This window comes from Paenibacillus sp. Dod16, from assembly GCF_049893405.1.
Lineage (GTDB): Bacteria > Bacillota > Bacilli > Paenibacillales > Paenibacillaceae > Paenibacillus_AQ.
Genome location: NZ_JBNDYG010000046.1, coordinates 60,111 through 79,408 on the forward strand (window position 1 = coordinate 60,111; position 19,298 = coordinate 79,408).

At 49.9% G+C, this 19,298-nt stretch carries 18 protein-coding genes and 1 riboswitch; of the genes, 14 read left to right on the forward strand and 4 right to left on the reverse strand.

Annotated elements, in window-relative coordinates:
- On the forward strand, positions 1–862 hold an 862-nt coding region (locus ACPV3A_RS29280), incomplete at its 5' end, for a PQQ-dependent sugar dehydrogenase (RefSeq protein ID WP_426203082.1).
- A 222-nt stretch (positions 863–1,084) separates the two neighbouring features.
- Here the strand turns inward: ACPV3A_RS29280 and ACPV3A_RS29285 are convergent.
- Positions 1,085–1,732: a helix-turn-helix transcriptional regulator gene (locus ACPV3A_RS29285; protein ID WP_071220311.1), complete on the reverse strand. Its 648-nt coding sequence runs from the start codon at positions 1,730–1,732 to the stop codon at positions 1,085–1,087.
- A 292-nt stretch (positions 1,733–2,024) separates the two neighbouring features.
- On the opposite strand from ACPV3A_RS29285, the gene ACPV3A_RS29290 reads away from it, so the two are divergent.
- The 11 genes from ACPV3A_RS29290 (at position 2,025) to ACPV3A_RS29340 (ending at position 14,293) form a co-directional block, all read left to right on the forward strand.
- Positions 2,025–2,261, forward strand: a complete 237-nt coding sequence (locus tag ACPV3A_RS29290; protein ID WP_015736133.1) for an indolepyruvate ferredoxin oxidoreductase subunit alpha — start codon at positions 2,025–2,027, stop codon at positions 2,259–2,261.
- A gap of 974 nt (positions 2,262–3,235) precedes the next feature.
- On the forward strand, positions 3,236–4,396 hold the full coding sequence (locus ACPV3A_RS29295) for an ROK family transcriptional regulator (protein WP_194543404.1): 1,161 nt from the start codon (positions 3,236–3,238) through the stop codon (positions 4,394–4,396).
- Positions 4,397–4,424: 28 nt separating this feature from the next.
- On the forward strand, positions 4,425–5,429 hold the full coding sequence (locus ACPV3A_RS29300; protein ID WP_426203086.1) for an asparaginase: 1,005 nt from the start codon (positions 4,425–4,427) through the stop codon (positions 5,427–5,429).
- A gap of 94 nt (positions 5,430–5,523) precedes the next feature.
- A complete protein-coding gene (locus tag ACPV3A_RS29305) occupies positions 5,524–7,113 on the forward strand; it encodes a glutathione ABC transporter substrate-binding protein (RefSeq protein ID WP_426203088.1) in 1,590 nt (529 codons plus the stop codon).
- Positions 7,114–7,227: 114 nt separating this feature from the next.
- Positions 7,228–8,154, forward strand: coding sequence for an ABC transporter permease subunit (locus ACPV3A_RS29310; protein ID WP_071220315.1), 927 nt, complete (start codon positions 7,228–7,230; stop codon positions 8,152–8,154).
- A gap of 12 nt (positions 8,155–8,166) precedes the next feature.
- Positions 8,167–9,075, forward strand: coding sequence for an ABC transporter permease subunit (locus ACPV3A_RS29315; protein ID WP_194543401.1), 909 nt, complete (start codon positions 8,167–8,169; stop codon positions 9,073–9,075).
- Positions 9,076–9,090: 15 nt separating this feature from the next.
- On the forward strand, positions 9,091–10,095 hold the full coding sequence (locus tag ACPV3A_RS29320) for an ABC transporter ATP-binding protein (protein WP_194543400.1): 1,005 nt from the start codon (positions 9,091–9,093) through the stop codon (positions 10,093–10,095).
- The gene (locus ACPV3A_RS29325; protein ID WP_194543399.1) at positions 10,092–11,081 is read left to right on the forward strand and encodes an ABC transporter ATP-binding protein; all 990 of its coding nucleotides are present in this window, start codon (positions 10,092–10,094) and stop codon (positions 11,079–11,081) included. The genes ACPV3A_RS29320 and ACPV3A_RS29325 overlap by 4 nt, the downstream gene beginning before the upstream one ends.
- Before the next feature lie 46 nt (positions 11,082–11,127).
- Entirely contained in the window at positions 11,128–12,588 is a 1,461-nt protein-coding gene (locus ACPV3A_RS29330; protein WP_426203091.1) for a leucyl aminopeptidase family protein, read from the forward strand.
- A gap of 29 nt (positions 12,589–12,617) precedes the next feature.
- Positions 12,618–13,304, forward strand: coding sequence for a copper homeostasis protein CutC (locus ACPV3A_RS29335; protein WP_113058835.1), 687 nt, complete (start codon positions 12,618–12,620; stop codon positions 13,302–13,304).
- Between the two features lie 35 nt (positions 13,305–13,339).
- On the forward strand, positions 13,340–14,293 hold the full coding sequence (locus tag ACPV3A_RS29340) for an ROK family protein (RefSeq protein ID WP_426203094.1): 954 nt from the start codon (positions 13,340–13,342) through the stop codon (positions 14,291–14,293).
- 394 nt (positions 14,294–14,687) lie between these two features.
- Here ACPV3A_RS29340 and ACPV3A_RS29345 read toward each other — a convergent pair whose 3' ends face one another.
- Positions 14,688–15,215: a hypothetical protein gene (locus ACPV3A_RS29345; RefSeq protein WP_113058837.1), complete on the reverse strand. Its 528-nt coding sequence runs from the start codon at positions 15,213–15,215 to the stop codon at positions 14,688–14,690.
- Between the two features lie 259 nt (positions 15,216–15,474).
- Positions 15,475–15,605, forward strand: a riboswitch (cyclic di-AMP (ydaO/yuaA leader).
- Positions 15,606–15,608: 3 nt separating this feature from the next.
- On the opposite strand from ACPV3A_RS29345, the gene ACPV3A_RS29350 reads away from it, so the two are divergent.
- Positions 15,609–16,085 (forward strand): C40 family peptidase, encoded by a 477-nt coding sequence (locus ACPV3A_RS29350; protein ID WP_113058838.1) that lies wholly within the window; start codon positions 15,609–15,611, stop codon positions 16,083–16,085.
- A gap of 224 nt (positions 16,086–16,309) precedes the next feature.
- Here the strand turns inward: ACPV3A_RS29350 and ACPV3A_RS29355 are convergent, their stop codons facing one another.
- Positions 16,310–17,584 carry a stalk domain-containing protein gene (locus ACPV3A_RS29355; RefSeq protein ID WP_426203097.1) on the reverse strand — a complete coding sequence of 425 codons (1,275 nt, stop codon included), beginning with the start codon at positions 17,582–17,584 and terminating at the stop codon, positions 16,310–16,312.
- Positions 17,585–17,812: 228 nt separating this feature from the next.
- Here ACPV3A_RS29355 and ACPV3A_RS29360 point away from each other — a divergent pair, with 228 nt between their 5' ends.
- Entirely contained in the window at positions 17,813–18,202 is a 390-nt protein-coding gene (locus ACPV3A_RS29360) for a 2Fe-2S iron-sulfur cluster-binding protein (RefSeq protein WP_426203100.1), read from the forward strand.
- A 93-nt stretch (positions 18,203–18,295) separates the two neighbouring features.
- On the opposite strand, the gene ACPV3A_RS29365 is transcribed toward ACPV3A_RS29360, so the two are convergent.
- Positions 18,296–19,153 carry an AraC family transcriptional regulator gene (locus ACPV3A_RS29365; protein ID WP_194543394.1) on the reverse strand — a complete coding sequence of 286 codons (858 nt, stop codon included), beginning with the start codon at positions 19,151–19,153 and terminating at the stop codon, positions 18,296–18,298.
- Positions 19,154–19,298: the final 145 nt, after the last annotated feature.

The window sequence follows — 19,298 nt, forward strand, 5'->3', positions numbered from 1 at the left end:
GATCAAGGATGGCACATTAACCAGGCAGTCGGTACAAACGGAGAAGCCGGTTGCCCATCAAGGAGAAGGCGGATTCCTGGGCTTTGCGTTAGCCCCGGATTTTCAGGATTCCGGCAAGGCCTATGCCTACCACACCTATGATCAGGATGGAAAGGTTATGAACCGGTTGGTCCTTTTGAAGCAGGACGGGAATCAATGGACAGAGTCGCAAGTCTTCCTGGAGCGTATTCCCGGCTCTAATGTGCATAACGGAGGCAGAATTGCAATCGGACCCGATGATATGCTCTACGTAACGACTGGAGATTCGGGAGAGGGAGAGCTTGCGCAAAACCAGGAAAGTCTAGCAGGCAAAATCTTGCGATTGACGCTGGATGGCAAGGTCCCGCCGGATAATCCGACTGCAGGCTCTTATGTCTATACGCTAGGTCATCGGAATTCGCAGGGCTTGGCCTGGAATTCGGAAGGTGAATTGTACAGCTCAGAGCATGGACCGTCAGGTACGCCTGGCGGACACGATGAGATTAATGAGATCACGGCCGGCAGCAATTACGGCTGGCCCGAGATCTATGGCGATGATAGGTTAGAAGGCATGAAGCTCCCGATTTACCATAGCGGGGAATCGGCAATCGCACCTTCCGGCATCGCTTTTGATGAGCAGGACCGTTTGTACGTGGCGACTCTTCGCGGCCAGATGTTGTACCAATTTCGGCCGGAGAACGCCTCGCTTGAGGTCGTATTGGAAGGTGAAGGCAGATTAAGGGACGTCAAAGTCCATGACGGCAAAACCTATGTCATTACCAACAATACGGATGGCCGGGGTGTGCCTTCCGATCAGGATGATCGACTGCTGGTGCTGAAATAATTCAAAGAATTGTACATGTCTTGCGATTTAAGAGAATAGATATAGGACAAGTACACTAAGAAAAACGTCTATCGACGTACTTTCTCAGAAGACAGACCGCATATAGCGGAAGTTTTTCTTGCGAGATAAGGTGGGTAAGCCTCTGAAGTCTATACTTTCTCATCTCTTAACAAAAAAGGCCCCTTCCCGTATGGAAGGAGCCTGATGTGGCAATAACAGATATTATGTTTGCTTGGCTTCGGTTTGTTTTCGAATACGGTATACACATTTTTTGTCGCCCTTGGCAAGGCACTCGGTGCGTTCCACATCCGCTTCCAGCAAGGATTGAAACAGGTCAAGTTCACAGCGGCATGCGTGTTGGAACCGGTTGGCTACCTGGGATATAGGGCAATTCAATTCCTCGAGGAGATATTCTTCCTCGGTGACTTTTTTGTAATCCACCATATATCCGTTGTCATTCTGAATCTGAGCAAGGGCAGCAACCCGATCTTCTAGAGCATCGGCTTTCACCGTAGGCGTATACTTGTTCAGCAATGTATCCTTACGCTTGTCGAACAGCCGTGAAATCATTTCGTCACCGGCCTCATCCTGCAGCTCGTTCAGCAGATCGAGTGCAAGCGCATGATAGTTCTTAGGGAAAAAATCCTCTGCGGATTCCGTAAGACTGTATAAGGAGACGGGCCTTCCCATCGGCTGTTTCACGGTTCGATAGGTGATGTAACCCTCACTCTTCAAGCTTTCCAGATGGCGCCGGACGGCCATGCCTGTTATTCCCAGTGCCTCGGTTATGGATTTTGTGCTGAGTTCACCATTTATTTTTAACATTTGCATGATATACTCGCGGGTACTGTATGCGACTTCTTGATCCACTATAATCACCGCCTTGTTTCTCGATGAATGCTTTCTTTTTCAACTAAAAAGGTTAAAAAGCAATATGTCTCATCTTATGTCTTTACCTTCTATAAGTCAACCGGAATGGCAGTTTTTGAGGCGATCATCACGCGGTTTATTGACAATTGGCATGATTAACCACATAATTACGATATATTTTAGTATAAAAAGTATAGAAAACAAGGAATGGATGAAGATCGAGACTTTGCAATGATAGCCAGTCGAAAGATTGAAAGAATTAATTATTACACTCGGGAAGGTGGAATGACGGATGTATGTTATTGGGTCAGCTTGTATCGAAGAGAAAGCGGGAGAATGCGTTGACGTTTGCCCTGTGGATTGTATAGAAGAAGGAGATGACCAGTTCTACATCGATACCGATATTTGTATCTCCTGCGGGGCTTGCGAAGCGGCTTGTCCGGTGGCGGCCATTTTCTATTTTGAGGATCTGCCGGAAGACCAGAAGCATTATTTCGATAAAGCGGTTGAATATTACAAGAACAAGTAGGGCGCTCGGGCGCTCCGGTTTGAGTCTAGCGGGCGCTCCGGTTTGAGTCTATCCAGACGCTCCGGTTTGAGTCTATCCGCTCTGTTGTCCGCCCGTTTCGGGAATGGAAATAGGCGAGGTAGAAACGGACTCCCAAAGGATCCATGCGCTCCGGTTTGAGTCTATCCGCTCTGTTGTCCGTCCGTTTCGGGAATGGAATGGGCAAGGTAGAAACGGACTCCCAAAGGATCGGCTATCCTCAAACCTCCGCTGGTGGGAAAGAACAAGAAGAAAGATCAAAAGACTAAAGATAAGAGATTAAAGATTCAATGACTAAAATAGAAGAGCAAGGCTTACGAGCAATTAAATCTATATGTGATGCGATCAATTAAAAGCGGCTACCATTAATAGTTGGAAAATAGAGCGATGTTTATGCTGCGCTCATGCGTTAATCAAAATACGTGTTCTCCATACATAAGCCATCCGGGATATTCGAGGCCCCCTCGAATTAATTTCTCGGGTGGTTTAATTCGTTATGGGGGGATCATGCAAAGAAGAACCTGAAACCTAGAACCCTACCGAAATATGATATATTTCCTCCTTTTGAAGCCATCCGGGATGAAGAATGTTCCAATCATTCTTTTCTTGGGTGGCTTCATTCATGAGTTTAAAGGGCGGTGTTATCTACATTTTAGAAGATTTTGCGTCAAGTTGATGTCATATTGTGCGCGCGGCGTGGTCATTTGTATGCATGCAAGAGATTGAATTTCTTTCGCAAAATAGTGAAACACTTACATTTCCAGAAACAAAAAAATAATAATTTAAATGTGTCATATATATTGACACATTTACAAAACGCGTTTTATTATTAATATCACTGGAGAATAAAAATAATAAATTTGATAATAATCACGGTTTTTTGATGATTTAGGATCGTTTTATTTAAAAAAATGATCTTATTAATCTACTGGTGAAATTAAATAGGGGATGTCTTCATGAAAAAGCATGATCAAGACTTTATGAAGCGGCAGAACAGACTCACAGTATTCCAAATCATCAAGAACGAACAGCCGATTTCAAGAGCAGCTATTGCCAAACAGACGGGAATGAGTCCGACAACGGTCAGCCGGATCGTATCGGAGCTGACGGAAGAAGGGTACGTTCACGAAACAGAAGAACAAGCCTCGGCCGGGCGCGGAAGAAAGTCCTCCTTAATCAAACTGCTGGATACGGCGGTCATCTCGATAGGCGTTGAGCTTGATCGCCATCAAGCCAATATTGGATTCATCGATGTTCAGGGAAGTGTATTGTGCAGCGGCAGTTTTCCGAGATCGCCGGAGGATACGGCAGAAGCCACAGTAGCCCGAATTGCGGACACCATTGAAGAACTCATCTCGGAATGCGATATCGATCGCAGACGGGTGGTAGGGATTGGCGTGGGACTGCCGGGCATCATCGATGTTGATGCCGGCGTGGTCAATTTCTCGGTACAGCTTGGTTGGAAGAATGTGAGGCTTGCCGAGAGGCTCAAGGAATTAACCGGGCTTCAATCGGTCGTAGACAATGAGCTGAAGGTAAAGGCATTGGCGGAGCAGCTTAAGGGATCGGCATACGGCTCCAACCGGACGGTCCTCCTTGGGTTCGGTAATGGCGTAGGCTCAGCACTGATCCTGGAAGGGGAGATTTACCGCGGGGTGACCAACAGCGCAGGGGAAATCGGACACACGACGGTGGACCCTGAAGGTATGATGTGCGACTGCGGAAAAGCCGGTTGCCTCCAAACCTATATCAATATACCGTCCTTGTTGTCGGAAGCCAGCAAGATTAAACCCGTTCGTACGATTGAGGAACTGTTCGCGGAAAGACGGGCTGGAACACGATGGGCGACCTATTTAATCGATAGAGCCCTTGCGTATATGGCGATTACGATTAATAACGTCGTCAGCATGTATAATCCGGACAGCGTCATATTGAGCGGCGAGATCCTGGACAAGTTCCCTGAAGTTTACGAAGAGATCACCGATCTGTGCTACTCACAGTATATCTGGGAACCGCTTCAGGATTCCTTTACGATTGTCCGCTCCGAGCTTCACGAGCATGGGGTCATCATCGGATCGGGACTTGTCGCGCAGGATCGTTATTTTCAACTGAATTAATTCATCTGGAGATCGGGGGAGCAACATCATGGGATTTGTGCCATTAGTAGAGGAATATCGCGGGAATGTACTGGAGAACATCCACTACGGAGCGATCAGTGTTGTAGACGAGAACGGTAATGTGGTTTACGCAGCGGGTGATCCGCATCATATGACTTTTCTGAGATCCGCGGCTAAGCCGTTCCAAGCCATACCTGTGATGAAACGCCGGATTGATGAGGTGTACGGACTAACTGGGGAAGAAACGGCATTGTTTGCCGCTTCCCACCGTGGTGAAAGCTTCCACATTGATGCACTGGAATCTATTTTGAAGAAAACCGGGATTCAGGAAGAAGCGCTTCACTGCTGCGCAACTTATCCACTGAACGAGGATGCCAAGGCGCAGCGCCATCGGGATCATGAGGACAAACGTCGGATCTTCCATAACTGCTCGGGCAAGCACAGCGGCTTGATTGCCCTATGTAAGCATATGGGCTGGGACGAGAGCATGTATTACAAGCCGGAGCATCCGGTTCAGCAAGAGATCATTGAGACGCTGGCTTATTTTGCCGAGGTTCCAGTTTCCTCGATCCCGCAAGGCATTGACGGCTGTGGCCTTCCCATCTTTGCGCTTCCGCTGGACCGTATCGGATACAGCTTCCTTAAGCTGGCTTGCCCGGATTTGATCGAGGACGCAGAGACGGCGGAAGCAGCTGCCAGAATGGCAAAACGGATGAATGAGTATCCGGATATCATTGCAGACACCAAGTTTGTGTGCTCAGCCTTGCTCCGGGACCACAATCTGACTGCCAAGGGCGGCGCCAAGGGCGTGTACGGCATCGGTCTTCGGAAAGAACGCTTGGCGATCTCGCTTAAAGTGTCCGATGGCTCCGAGCAAGTCTGGCCATGCATCATCGCTTCTATTCTGGAGCGCCTGGGTTACAGCGATCGGTCTACGATCGACCGCTTGTATGCGCTGGTTCCGAATGAGATTTTCAATGATGGCGGCACGCTGGTTGGGAAACGACGCGCGGTGTACGAATGGAATGTTTAAGCTGTGAGGAACTCAAGGCGATCGGCAGGATGTTATATGCTGAAGCGGCGAGTGAATCTATAGATATTCACTACATCAAAGGGGGAGTAAAACAATGAGATTCAAAGGTAGAACATGGTCACTGCTCATGCTGCTGCTCGCATTTACGATTGTTGCGGCAGGCTGCGGCGGAAACAGCGGAAGCGGCAAAGGGGCAAGTGAAGGCGGCGGCGAGACCAAGCCGGTGACAAAAGATAACAAAGATGTTGTCATTGCGATTAACGCCAACTTCATTACGCTTGACCCTCACAATGCTGGAGACACGCACTCCATTTCCGGTGCACGCACGATGTACGAAGGTTTGATGGGCTTCAACGAGAAGATGGAACTCGTTCCTGTACTGGCTGAAGACTACAAGATCAGTGAAGACGGCCTGACGTACACATTCAATTTGCGCCAGAACGTGAAGTTCCATGATGGAACGGATTTCAACGCAGAAGCCGTAAAAGCCAACCTGGATCGCATTATGGATGAAAAGAACAACCTTAGAATGCGTAAAAGCTTCTCTGCCGTCGCCGATGTTCAAACTCCGGATGACCACACGGTTGTCATCACCCTTAGCCAGCCGTACAACGCTTTCTTGAACAAGACCGCGATGGCGCTGATGATCAGCCCGAAAGCGCTCAAAGAAAGTGCTGACATCACGAAGAATCCTGTAGGTACGGCAGCATACAAGTTCAAGGAATGGATTCAAGGTGACCGCCTTGTTGTTGTAAAGAATGAGGATTACTGGCAAGAAGGTCTTCCGAAGGTCGACAGCATTACGTTCAAACCGGTACCGGAGAACGGTTCCCGGATCGCGATGCTGAAAACGGGCGAAGCGGACTTCATTTATCCTATGCCGACTGAGCAGGTGTCCGAAGTAGAAGGCGATTCCAATATCGTCATTGACAAGATCGATTCCACGATCGTTCGTTATATTACGCTCAACACCATGAAGAAGCCTTATGACGATCTGAAGGTTCGTCAAGCCATCAACTATGCCATTGATAAAGATGCTTATATTAAAGTAGTTAAATCCGGACTGGGCTCGAAGTTGAAGTCTTCCATGTCATCCATGACACAGCACTATTCCGAGCAATCCGGATATGATTACGATCTGGAGAAAGCAAAATCCCTCTTGGCGGAAGCAGGCTATCCGGACGGATTCGAAGCAGAGCTCTGGGGAGAGAATGATTCCGAAACGATGAAAGGCATGCAGTTCATTCAGCAGCAGCTGGCTCTTGTCGGAATCAAAGTCGACGTGAAATCGATGGAAGGTGCAACCCTGTCCGATCAGATTAACTCGGCTACGCCGGAAAACGCAAAAATTCAAATGTGGTATGTAAGCTGGTCACCTTCGTCCGGTGATGCTGACGGCGCAACCAAAAGTCTGTTCAGCAGCGAGTTCTTCCCGCCGGCTGGTTCCAATACCGCTTACTATAAGAACGACAATGTAGACCAATGGATCAAGGATGCCAACGCATCCGTCAAAGCTGAGGATGCAAAAGAAATCTATGCCAACATCCAAAAGCAAATCTGGGAAGATGCTCCGTGGGCATTCCTTGGGGTCGATCAGGTCATTACCGGCAAGAGAGCTTATCTTGAAGGCGTTAAAGCCCTTCCGGACGGATCGATCAGTGTGATCAACGCAGAAGTCAAATAATTAGGCAGCGAAGAGCTTGCTAAACGTATACCTTGTGGTGGGCCGCCTCTTGAATCAATAAGGAAGCGGCCCATCGTATTTTAAAAGCAGGCATGTTGAAAGGAGGCACATCCTTTGGGAAGATATGCAATTCAGAGGCTGCTGGGTGTTATCCCGCTGTTGTTCGTTGTATCCATTCTTGTATTTATGTTCATTCACCTTATTCCTGGAGATCCGGCACGACTTGTTGCAGGTAAGGATGCCACCCTTGAGGAGATCAACGGGATTCGAGAGCAGCTAGGCTTAAACTTGCCGCTATGGCAGCAGTATGTGAACTACATGAGTGATCTGTTGAAGGGTGACTTGGGTGTATCCGTTACTTCCAATCTGCCGGTAACGGACATGTTGGAAAGCCGGTTTTTCCCGACCATTGTCCTGACCTTTACCAGCCTTGGCTGGGCATTGGTTATTGGTCTGATCATTGGTATCATATCTGCCGTTAATCGCGGAAAATGGCCGGACTATATCGGAATGTTGACTGCAATATCCGGTATTTCCTTGCCAGGATTCTGGCTTGGTCTTGTACTGATTCAAATTTTCTCTGTTGAGCTGGGTTGGTTTCCAACAGGTGGTGTCGACAGCTGGCAATCCTATATTCTGCCTTCTTTTACGCTAGGGGCCGGGATTATGTCCATGCTGGCAAGATACTCCCGTACGTCGATGCTCGAAACGATGCGCGAGGATTATGTGCGGACCGGACGCGCGAAGGGTCTGCGGGAATTCGTCGTTGTCGGAAGGCATGCGCTGCGCAATTCCTTGATTCAGGTCGTAACCGTTGCAGGGCTGCAGTTCGGATTTTTGCTGGGCGGTTCGGTTATGGTTGAGACCGTATTCAGTATTCCGGGCATGGGACGTCTCTTGGTCGACTCGATCGCATTCCGGGATTATACCGTCATTCAAGCGCTTTTACTGCTGTTTGCAGCCGAATTTATCCTGATTAACCTGATTGTCGATTTATTGTACGGTGTACTGAATCCAAAAATCCGGTATGCATCGAAATAGGAGGGGGAACTCATGAGCAACAATTCAACAGTGACGGTCCATTCCTCCGCGCCGGAGGATATGCTTGCAAAGAGCCAGGCAACTGGCAAATTCAGAGCGTTTACATCTAAATTCATGAAGCAAAAGCTTGCCGTAATATCAAGCGGATTTATCTTGTTACTCCTTGTGCTCGCGGTGATCGGTCCGCATATCGTTCCGTATCCTCCGAATGAGCCCAACTACGATGCAATGATGCAAGGCCCGTCGGCTGCCCACTGGGCGGGTACGGATGAGTATGGCCGCGATATCCTGAGCCGCTTGATTGACGGAACACGGTTAACCATGGCGGTCAGCTTAAGCGCGGTATTTATATCCGCAGTTCTCGGTACGATTCTCGGCTTGATCAGCGGCTACTATGGCGGCTGGATCGACCGTCTCATTATGCGGGGCAGTGACGTCATGTTCTCCTTTCCTGACCTGCTGCTTGCCATTGGAATCGTAGCGATTTTGGGGCCGGGATTATCGAATGTGGTGATCGCGGTGGCGGTCTTTGGCACACCGTCGTTTGCCAGAATCATCCGAAGTGTAACACTCTCCGCGAAGGAGTCTTTATATGTAGAGGCGGCAAGATCGATGGGGGCCAAGCATAACCGGATTATATGGAAGCATATTTTTCCCGAGACGGTTCCCAGCATCATCGTCAACGTGTCGATGCGAATCGGCGGCGCCATTCTGGCAGCTTCTTCGTTAAGCTTCCTCGGACTCGGGGCCAAACCGACAGAACCGGACTGGGGCGCTATGCTCAGTATGGGACGCGATTACTTAAGCATTGCACCGCATATCGTGTACTACCCGGGACTTCTGATATTCCTGACTGTGCTTGCATTCAATCTGATCGGTGACGGACTGAATGATGCCCTTGATCCGAAGACAAAAAACTAATAGGGGGGATAGATCGTGACGCAAACATTGCTTGAAGTAAAGGGGCTCAAAACCGAATTCAAACGCGATGGCTCATCGGTGCTTGCCGTAGCAGGGGTCGATTTTCACATCAATAAAGGCGAAGTGCTTGGACTCGTGGGTGAATCCGGATGCGGCAAAAGCGTGACCTCCCTGTCCATCATGAGACTTCTTAAGGATACGCCCGGCCGAATATCCGGGGGCTCGGTAAGTTTTGAGGGCAAGGATCTCGTACAAATGTCGGAAAAAGAAATGCGCCGCTATCGGGGTAACGAGCTGGCCATGATCTTCCAGGAACCGATGACATCCCTGAATCCCGTCCTTCGTATCGGGAAACAGCTGGAGGAATCCATTATGCTGCACTTGGGTTATAGCCGCAAGAAAGCGCGGCAGCATGCCATCGACTCGCTCAAACTTGTCGGCATTCCGCGGGCGGACGAGGTCGTGGATGACTATCCACACCAATTGTCCGGCGGCATGCGGCAGCGGGTCATGATTGCGATGGCGATGTCCTGCAATCCGAAGCTGTTGATTGCCGATGAGCCGACCACGGCTCTTGACGTCACGATTCAAGCTCAGATCCTGGATCTGATGAACCGACTCAAGACCGAGCAGGAAATGGGCATGCTGCTCATTACCCATGACCTTGGCGTCGTGGCCGAAATGTGCGACCGGGTGGTTGTCATGTATGCAGGCAGAGTCGTGGAAGAGGCAACGGTTGAAGAACTGTTCGAGAATCCTCAGCATCCATACACCAAAGGGCTCATTCATTCAGTGCCCAAGCTTAGACAAAAGGTACGCCGTTTGGAATCCATTCCAGGGAATGTGCCGGATCTGCGGAACATGCCGAAAGGCTGCAAGTTTGCTCCGCGATGCCCGTTCGTAATGGAGCAGTGCCTCTCCCAGGAGCCGGAGCTTCTCCCTGTCGCACATGAAGAAAATCGTAAGAGCCGCTGCTGGCTGACACAGGAAGGTCACACGAAGGGAGGAGAAACCGCATGAAAGAAACACCTCTATTAGAAGTGAAGAATTTGCAGAAATCATTCACGGTGAAAAAAGGATTCTTCGGCACATCCAAGCAGCTTCGTGCCGTGGATGGAATCTCCTTCGCGATCCATAAGGGCGAGACCTTCAGTCTGGTAGGCGAAAGCGGCTGCGGCAAATCGACGACAGGCCGCCTGGTGACCCGACTGCTGACGCCGAATAGCGGCGAGGTGCTGTTTAACGGAACGGATATTAGCGGATACAACGAGAATCAGATGCGCCCTCTGCGCAAAGACATGCAGATGGTATTTCAGGATCCATACGCCTCTCTGAATCCAAGGATGAAGGTCAAAGAGCTGGTCGCGGAGCCCTTGCTGATTCATACCAAGCTGAGCACCAAAGAGCGGGACAAACTGGCCTGCGAGCTTCTGGAAACGGTCGGATTGAACAGCTTTCATGCCGAACGCTTTGCTCATGAGTTCAGCGGCGGTCAGCGGCAGCGGATCGGCATTGCCAGAGCGCTGTCCGTGCGTCCAAATCTAATTGTTGCCGACGAGCCTGTGTCCGCGCTGGATGTTTCCATCCAATCGCAGGTGCTGAACCTGCTTCAGGATCTTCAAGAGGAATACGGCCTGACTTATCTGTTCATCTCCCATGATCTCAGCGTGGTTGAGCATATCAGCGACCGGATCGGCGTCATGTATTTGGGAGCGCTCGTGGAGACCGCCGACAAAGATACGCTGTATGATCGCCCGCTGCATCCTTACACTCAAGCGCTGCTATCCTCGGTACCCGTTCCGGATCCGAAGCAGAAGAAGGAACGGATCATTCTGAAGGGTGATCTGCCTAGTCCGGTGAATCCTCCGACAGGCTGCCGCTTCCATACACGCTGTCCTTCCTGCATGGAAGTGTGCAAACAGATTACGCCGGTATATCGTGAGGTTGAGCCGGGCCATCAGGTGGCATGCCATTTATATGACGAAGAAATCATGAAAAACGCTTAACAAACGCTTAACAGCGATGATTCTCTTATAGAGGAGGGAAGGCTCGATGAACATCACAATAGATGAAGCTCACCTGGCAGATACTTCGATTTATGTGGTTTATGAGGGGGCGGAGTCTCATTTTCGTTTAACGGAATCTCGAAAGCAGCGCATGACGCTGACGTGGTTCTATGGCCGCTCCGATCAAGAAGCGGATGATCTCGTTGTCGGCATGGGGCAGCGTTCAAACCTGACGTTGGAGCAAGTGCGCAGAACAGGCGCATCAGCCGCGAGAGCATTGCTCAAGGAGAATAAAACAAGCGCAGCGCTGATTCGCCCCTCAGTCCGCGGCGTCGGGGCATCTTCCCGGATTTCGATAGAGGAAGAACTTCAGGCGTGGGTTGAAGGCTGGATGTATGGACTATATCAATTCAATAAGCATCGCGGGGTCACGGCCAATCTGCAATCCCTGTCTCTTCATCTTCGACTAGAAGACTGGGAGGGGCTTTCCCGTGAAGATCTGGAAGCCATTATACAGACGGCAATAATCCGGATCGAAGGGACGCAGTTCACCCGAGACCTGGTGAATGAGTCTCCGGAAACGTTAAATCCGGAAGCGTTCGTAGCGGTTGTTAAGGACCGTTTCAAGAAGGCACCCGTTCAGCTACATGTGTATCGCGGAGAAGAGCTCCATGATCGGCAGATGAACGGTCTGATCGCCGTGGGAGCCGGCAGCAAATATGAGCCTGCCATGATTGAGATTGCCTATAATGGGGTGGGTTCCGATAAGGAGAGCCCTCATATTGTACTCATCGGCAAAGGCGTAACCTTTGATATGGGCGGCATGAACGTTAAAATCGGCCGGGACATCAGCGATGCTCGTATGGATATGGGAGGCGCTGCAGCGGTCGTGGGTGCCATGGATATTCTGGTATCGCAAAAAGCTCCGGTACGCGTAACGGCGCTGATCGCCGTTGCGGATAATTTATCGGGACCGGATGCGATGCTACCATCTTCCGTCGTTCATTATCCGAATGGTTTAAGCGTTCAGATCGCCAATACGGATGGGGAGGGCAGATTGATCATTGCCGATGCGCTGCTGCATGCAGCGAATCTTGGCGCAGATAAAGTGATTGATATCGCAACCCTCACCGGTAATGTCGGAGCGGCATTGGGCTTGGAGATTGCGGGTATCTGGGGCGACCCACAGATTACGGCCGATTTGGTTGAGCTCGGTGAGCGTAACGGTGAGCGCGTATGGCCTATGCCGCTGATGGACGAGTACGAATCAGAGCTTAGAAGCGATTATGCCGATCTGAAAAATGTCGGTACGTCCACTTTGGCTGGCGCTATAACGGCTGCGCTGTTTATCCGTCATTTTGTGGCGGATTCCATGGAATGGGTTCACATCGATATGGCGGGCACGGTCCAGTATAAACGGGATTTTCCTCATTCTGCAGCGGGGGCTACTGGATATGGCGCTAGATTGCTCGCGGATTATGTGGAGAAGCAGTTTTCCCATGCATAAAGAATCAACTTCAATAAGGAGTGACGATGATGCTGCTTGAAATAATCGCAACATGCGTGGATGATGCCATCACAGCAGAGCAGAATGGCGCGGACCGCCTGGAATTGATCACGGCGATCACCGAAGGCGGGCTTACGCCGGGAATCGGGCTTGTAGAAGAGGTTGTGAAAGCCGTTCAGATTCCTGTTCATGTCATGGTCAGACCTCATAGCAGATCCTTTGTGTACAACGAACATGATATAGCTACCATGATTGCGGAGGTGAAGGCGATCCGCAAGGCAGGCGCAGCTGGCGTAGTAATCGGCATGCTGACTCCGGAAGGAAAGATTGACGAGGTCTCCTTAGTCAAAATGCTGGAATGGACAGGGGATATGCAGGTCACGTTCCACCGGGCTTTTGATGAATTGGAGGATCAGTTCGAAGGGCTTCGTACATTGCAGAAATACCGGTCGGTTACCCGCGTCTTAACGTCTGGCGGGCCGCAGCCTGCACCGCAAGCCATCCCGAGAATTCGGGAGCTGGTAGAACATACGGCAGGAAGCGAGCTTAAAATATTGGCAGGCAATGGCCTGAAGTGGGAAATCATACATGATTTTATCGACCAGACCGGCGTGAGCGAGGTGCATTTCGGCTCCGCTGTCCGGTATGGCCGATCAGGGCTGAAGCCCATTGATCCGGTTGAGCTGCGATCATTGGCTGACAGCTTACATCATTAGAAGTAGCAAACCTATCGGAAACAGGTGAACAAAAATTGCAAACCGTATTGAATAAACAGCAAGAATTTGTGGTTGGCGTTGACCTTGGGGGTACGAAGATCGCGGCAGCGCTCTTTGATTCCGAAGGACAGCTGCTGAACCGGGAGCAAATGGAGACGGCAGGCGCGCGTACGGCCGAAGAAGTGGTTACGAGAATTACGAATATGATTCGCAGCGTCTCGGGCGGCCAATCGCTCCGAGGGGTTGGCATGGCTTCGCCGGGAACGGTTAACAGCCGGGAGGGCATTGTCATCCATGGGACGAATCTGCCGCAATGGACGAATGTTCCCCTCAAAGCATGGATGGAACGTGAGCTGCATACGGAGGTTCAGGTGCTGAATGATGCTAATGCAGCCGGATGGGGAGAGTATGTAAGAGGTGCCGGAAGAGGGGCGACGAACATGGTGTACGTGACGCTGAGCACCGGTATCGGCTCAGGCATCGTGCTGGATGGGAAGCTGTTCTTGGGCAGCAGTTCCTTTGCTGGGGAACTGGGACACCATATCATTGATCCCAGCGGTCCGCAGTGCAATTGCGGCAGCCACGGCTGTTGGGAGGTATTTGCTTCTGGAACAGCCATCGGACTCGCAGCATCCCAGCGAATGCTTACCCAGCCAAGTGTCATATCAGAACTGGCGGCAGCTGATGCGGGAGTGAACGCCAAGCATGTATTCGAGGCCAAACGTCTTCAAGACCCCGTTGCAATGGAGGTCATTGATCGTGCCATCTATTACATGGCGCTTGGACTGGTTAACGTCATTCACAGCTTTAACCCCGATCGCATCGTCATTGGCGGGGGTGTGAGCAGAGCAGGTGAGCTGTTGTTCCCGCAGCTGCGGGAAATGACGGATAAGCTGGTCATGCCGTCCTATTTAGGGACGTACGAGATCGTTCCTGCAGGACTTCGGGACGATGTTGGTCTGGTTGGAGCTGCGGCTTTGTTCCAGTAGCATAGGCCTGAAGAGAATGATACGAATAGGATCAATGATAAATAGATACCAGAAAGAGCGCTCGGAATGACGACGTAGTATCCAGTTACCTAGCTAAAGAGAAATCAACAAAAGCCGCCCTCAGAAGGGCGGCTTTCCAATTATTCATAGAGAGAGCGGGAAACGGAGCGATCATTTATTTGCGTCATAAGTCCGTAACAAGTAACAAGTGATAGGCGTGAACCGTAAACCGTCATCCGTTTGCGCTGGAGTCGATTTTTTTGGTTTCTGGTTAGGTTTGTTTGTATCCGACAAACAATAAACGGTTGCTCGCACTTTCCCGCCCGCCGGCGGAAACCGCCGGCTCCAAACCCGCACGTGGGGTGACCTGCAGGCTTGGAGCCGGCGGCTGTCGCTATTCCATGTACTTGGATGCGTCAAACGTAATCAAAGACGTATGATTGGCATGCTCAATCAGCGAAGAGAGCTTGGTTACCTCGCGTTCCTTCTTGCGGGCTAGCGCCTGATAAGCCTCTGGATCATATAAGGCGACGTTGAACAGCGTTATGGCACCGTCTCCGCTGCCACGGCTGCTCTGGCGCTCCAGCTTCTTGCGGGAACCGAGATGGGCAAGCTGTCCGATATCGCTGCGTATTTGTTTGGCCAGCTCGATCGCTTCCATGATCGTAATGTCGGAGCCGTTCCAGGGAATAGTCTGCGTGGTATTGGAGATTGCCATCAGCAAATCCAGCTTCCTATAATCCGCCGCGGCCGCTTCGATTTCTTCCGTAATGGCATCTACGCTGCGCGTAGGGTATTCCGCCGTCTCCCCTTTTTCAATAATCGTGCTGCTGTTGTTCAAGCGTTCCGACATCAACTGATTGATGAGACGGTTAATTGCTGCCCGGACAGCTAGTGCTTCTGCCATCGTTATTTGACTCATAAGTGATGGATCACCTCTTTAATTTCATTTCTGATATGTAAACGCATAGATTTGTAAAAAGTTGCTAGATTAATTAAAAAAGCAGCGCGGAAAGGAGAACAGAGTTACATAATTGTCATGACTGAGTGAGACGGTTAACCAATCTCCTGCCGAAATTCTTCATCTTTACGACAGCTCCAAACATAAAACGATAGATTTTTAGGATATCATTGACAGCATCCTTGCTTGTATACTATATTAAGAGAAGGTTACAAAACGTTAATGAATTTTGCCGAATTTCGTTTGTGAAAACGGGGGAACCGTCTTGGGTGAATTACTCTTGTATAGAGAGTATAGGGAACCTTCAACCGAACCCTTAGCTAACTCCGTAGGCATCGAAGGAGAGAACATATTTTGAAGAAGTTTGTCATCACTTTGCTAGGGTCTGCAATTATTTTTTCTTCTGGTGCCGTTTCAGCATTTGCTGATCAACAACCGAATTTTCAGTATCAAGTGAAGCAATTGGTAGGAACTCCATACAAATGGGGCGGAACGACTACCAGCGGGTTTGATTGCTCCGGATTTATACTGTACATGTTTAGAAATTTCGACATTGATCTTCCGCGCACTTCCCAAAGCCAGGCTCAAGCCGGTGAACATGTGGATCGCCAAGATCTGCGGGTTGGAGATTTGGTATTCTTCAATACGAGCGGTAGCGGAATTTCTCATGCAGGCGTTTACATTGGTGACGGACAATTTGCACATGCTTCCAGCAGCAAGGGAGTCAGAATCAGCAAGCTTAGCGATTCCTATTACGAGCCGCGTTATGTCACGGCACGTCGTGTTTTGAGTCAAGAAAACTATGCAAAGCTGGTAGGAAGCGCAAGCTAGTTGGATTACGCAGCCATTTAGAGTACGATACATAATCAGAAAGCCTGACAAAGGGATGACCTTGTCAGGCTTTCTTTTTTTAGATATGAGAGAGTATAAACTTCGAAGCTTGTGACTTCCTGATATCGCAAGAAAAACTTCTACTAACTGTCTGTCATCTGTGAAAGTACGTCGATAGACGTTTTTGTTACTATAAGTCTATCATCCCACAAGGGGGTGTTCGGTTACTCCTTAACAACAGAGGCATTCACAGCAGCTTCCATTCCATTATTATAGAGACGGAACAAGCCCAGACGCCAGAAGGCGGCTCCCTTCAGGTCATAACGTTTGGCCAAGCCGAGTTTATCGTCCACGGAAGTGGCGGTTTYGCTGCTTAAACTGATGCCAAGCAGGAGCTTCTGCTTCGGGACGCCTGCTTGGAGTGCCAGCTGGATCGCTTGGTCCACCAGACTGTTCGGTTCGGGAACCTGAGATTTGGTTCCAACCGGATTGTACTGATAGGCCATAACAATCAGGTCATCAGCGATAGAGGCCAGTGTCTTGTAATCATAACCTTTATAGGCGCTGTTCAATGGCGGCACGGCTAAAGACAGGGCAACGTCATTCGGCAATGCGGCTTTCAATTGCTTGACGTAATCATTGAGCAGCTTCTGCTGCTTCACGGCATCCAGTTTAAATCCGAGCCCTTCAAAGTCAAGCACAACACCGCCGAATCCGTTCTCCGCTACCGCGGATGTGATGCCTTCAATAGACTTTTGGCGCAGGTTGCTATCGCTTAGGACCTTGGTTAACTCGCCGTTCCCATCCAAGGCATAAACCATGAGATATGGTTTAATATTCTGATTTGCAGCATCTGCTACAATCGATTGCGGCGTAACGTCGCCAGCCGCAGCGGGGAGGCGGTACTCATCCCCTTGAAGCGTGAACTGACCCTCGCGATCGATGCGGCTCCAGCCAAAGGCAACTGAATTCATGGATCCCACAAGATCCCGTTCTTGGAAAGATTGTAATGCATAGAAAGCTCTCAAATGCATGTCGCGCTGTGGCGATACGAGGGAGACTGTACGAGTCGCCTGGTTCCAGCCGACATCAACGCCGAATTGGCTGCTGAACGAGCTGAGCGGGATCAGCACACGGCCTTCCCGCTCCACCGGCGGAGCTGCAAGCTTCACTTTTTTTCCATTGACGGTTGCGTTCGTGCTCCCCACTTGAAGTAATACTTCAGTCGATTGGCCTTTCACGCTGCCAATGGCCTTCACGGTTTGCGTCTTGCTACTCCATGTGATTTGAATGCCCAGTGCTTCTCCAACCGTCCGGAATGGAACGTAGGTGACCCCTTTGTCAACCCGCGGAGCCGCATCAAAGGTTAGCGTAACGTCATCCAGCTTTACCGATATGGCAGGCTCTGCATGTACCTGGCTAACATGGGGGGTGGTGCCGAGCAGGGATAAGGCAAGAACGGCAGCAACAGCTGTTTTTCCTATTTGTTTGTGCAGCATGCTTATGTATTTCCTCCGATCCATTAAAATAATAGAATGATTTCATAGAATATGGAATTGGGTCTAGCATACGCTAGTATAGCAAAATTTTCATAGAGTTCCAATTCCATGATGTCAATGTCATAGAATAGATATGAGTAAGCATATTGATTTTTTAAACTTTCCAGTATAATAAATGAAGGATTTGATACATAACCTGATGATGACATGCATAGGGGGATAATACGGGTGTTTAAATTCTGGAAGAAGAAAAAGGGCGGGGATAGCGGAGACAAAGCCTCGATCCCTCAAGCAGAAGAGATAATGGAAGCCGTACCGGATCCGATCATTGAGCTTGCAGGCCGCGAGGTTCGCCGCAGCGTGGCGCCTGTTCTTGGCATGACGGTGCTTGATCTGGCCGAGCGGAATGAGGTGGACTGGAACTCTTTTTGCAAAAGAGGAACTTGTGCGCGCTGCCGCTGCATGGTGGTGGAGGGAATCGAGTATTTGTCCGAGCCCAATTTGGCCGAAGAGCGGCGCCTCGATCCAGAAGAAATCGAAGAAGGCTATCGACTGGGATGCCAGAGCAAGATCGAAGCGGTCGGTCCCATCAAAATCAAGCATGCCCCATACTTTTGAAGACATTGAAGGCAGATTGCCGTTCATATTTAAAAGCAGGCAGCCGTACCACAACGGCTGCCTGCTTTGCTGGAAAGATAATACTGCAATCCTTTACTCAATCCCCATTTTGCTCTGTTCCCGGAACGAGCTCGGCGTTTGACCGGTAATTTTTTTGAATAACATCGAGAAGTACTTATCATTGCCGTAACCGACTTGGGAAGCAACCTCATGTACCGGCATTTCGGAATCCGCCAGCAGGCGCTTGGCCTCTTCAATCCGGCGGGATATCAAGTAATTGAAGGGGGAATCGCCGACTTCTTTTTTGAACAGATGGGATAAATAATGCTGACTAACATACATCGTATCGGCAATGTCCTTGAGACTGATGCTCTGGGTATAGTTGGTGTCGATAAAGTGTTTGGTCCGCAGTGCGATTTCGTTCTTGCCCTTCAAGGACTGGAATTGGTGTTTAACGTCCACAATGCGATAGATGACGGTAATCAATGACATCAGCAAGTTGGTGCTCAGCGTTTCATACCCCAGCACCTGCGAATCGCATTCACGGAGGATCTCGGAAAGATAGCTTTCCACTTTATAGGCGTATTTCTCACAGGATATGACTGGCTCCACATAGGCCGGGAGCAGCATCCCCTGGGGAACCCCTTCAATGTGAAGCGAATCCACGCCGCAGTAGATCACCTTGAAGGGTCCGTCCGTGATGGATCTCTCCTCGTGAGGAATGCCGGGGTTATAAATCGCGACATCGCCCTTGTGGAGTTCGTATATTTTTCCTGCAATCGTGAATTCTCCGCGTCCTTCTACAACATAGATGATCTCGCAGAAATCATGAATTTGTGGCGGTCCATAAAAGAAGTCCTCGTCCACGACCTGCCCGGCAAAGAGCAGCTGCGGATTTTTGATGAAGCGGAAGTGATCACTTTTGCTATGCGAGATTTCGATCTTTGGCACGGTCTTGTCCCTCCTGGAAAGCAACATCCTCTACCTATTATAATGCAAAACGCCCTTTCAGTGCGGAAATCGTTTACATCTGCTAATCGGGATGGTTCACTGTCTTGCTGAAATTAGGAGCCGATATAACAAAATAGTGGGTTAT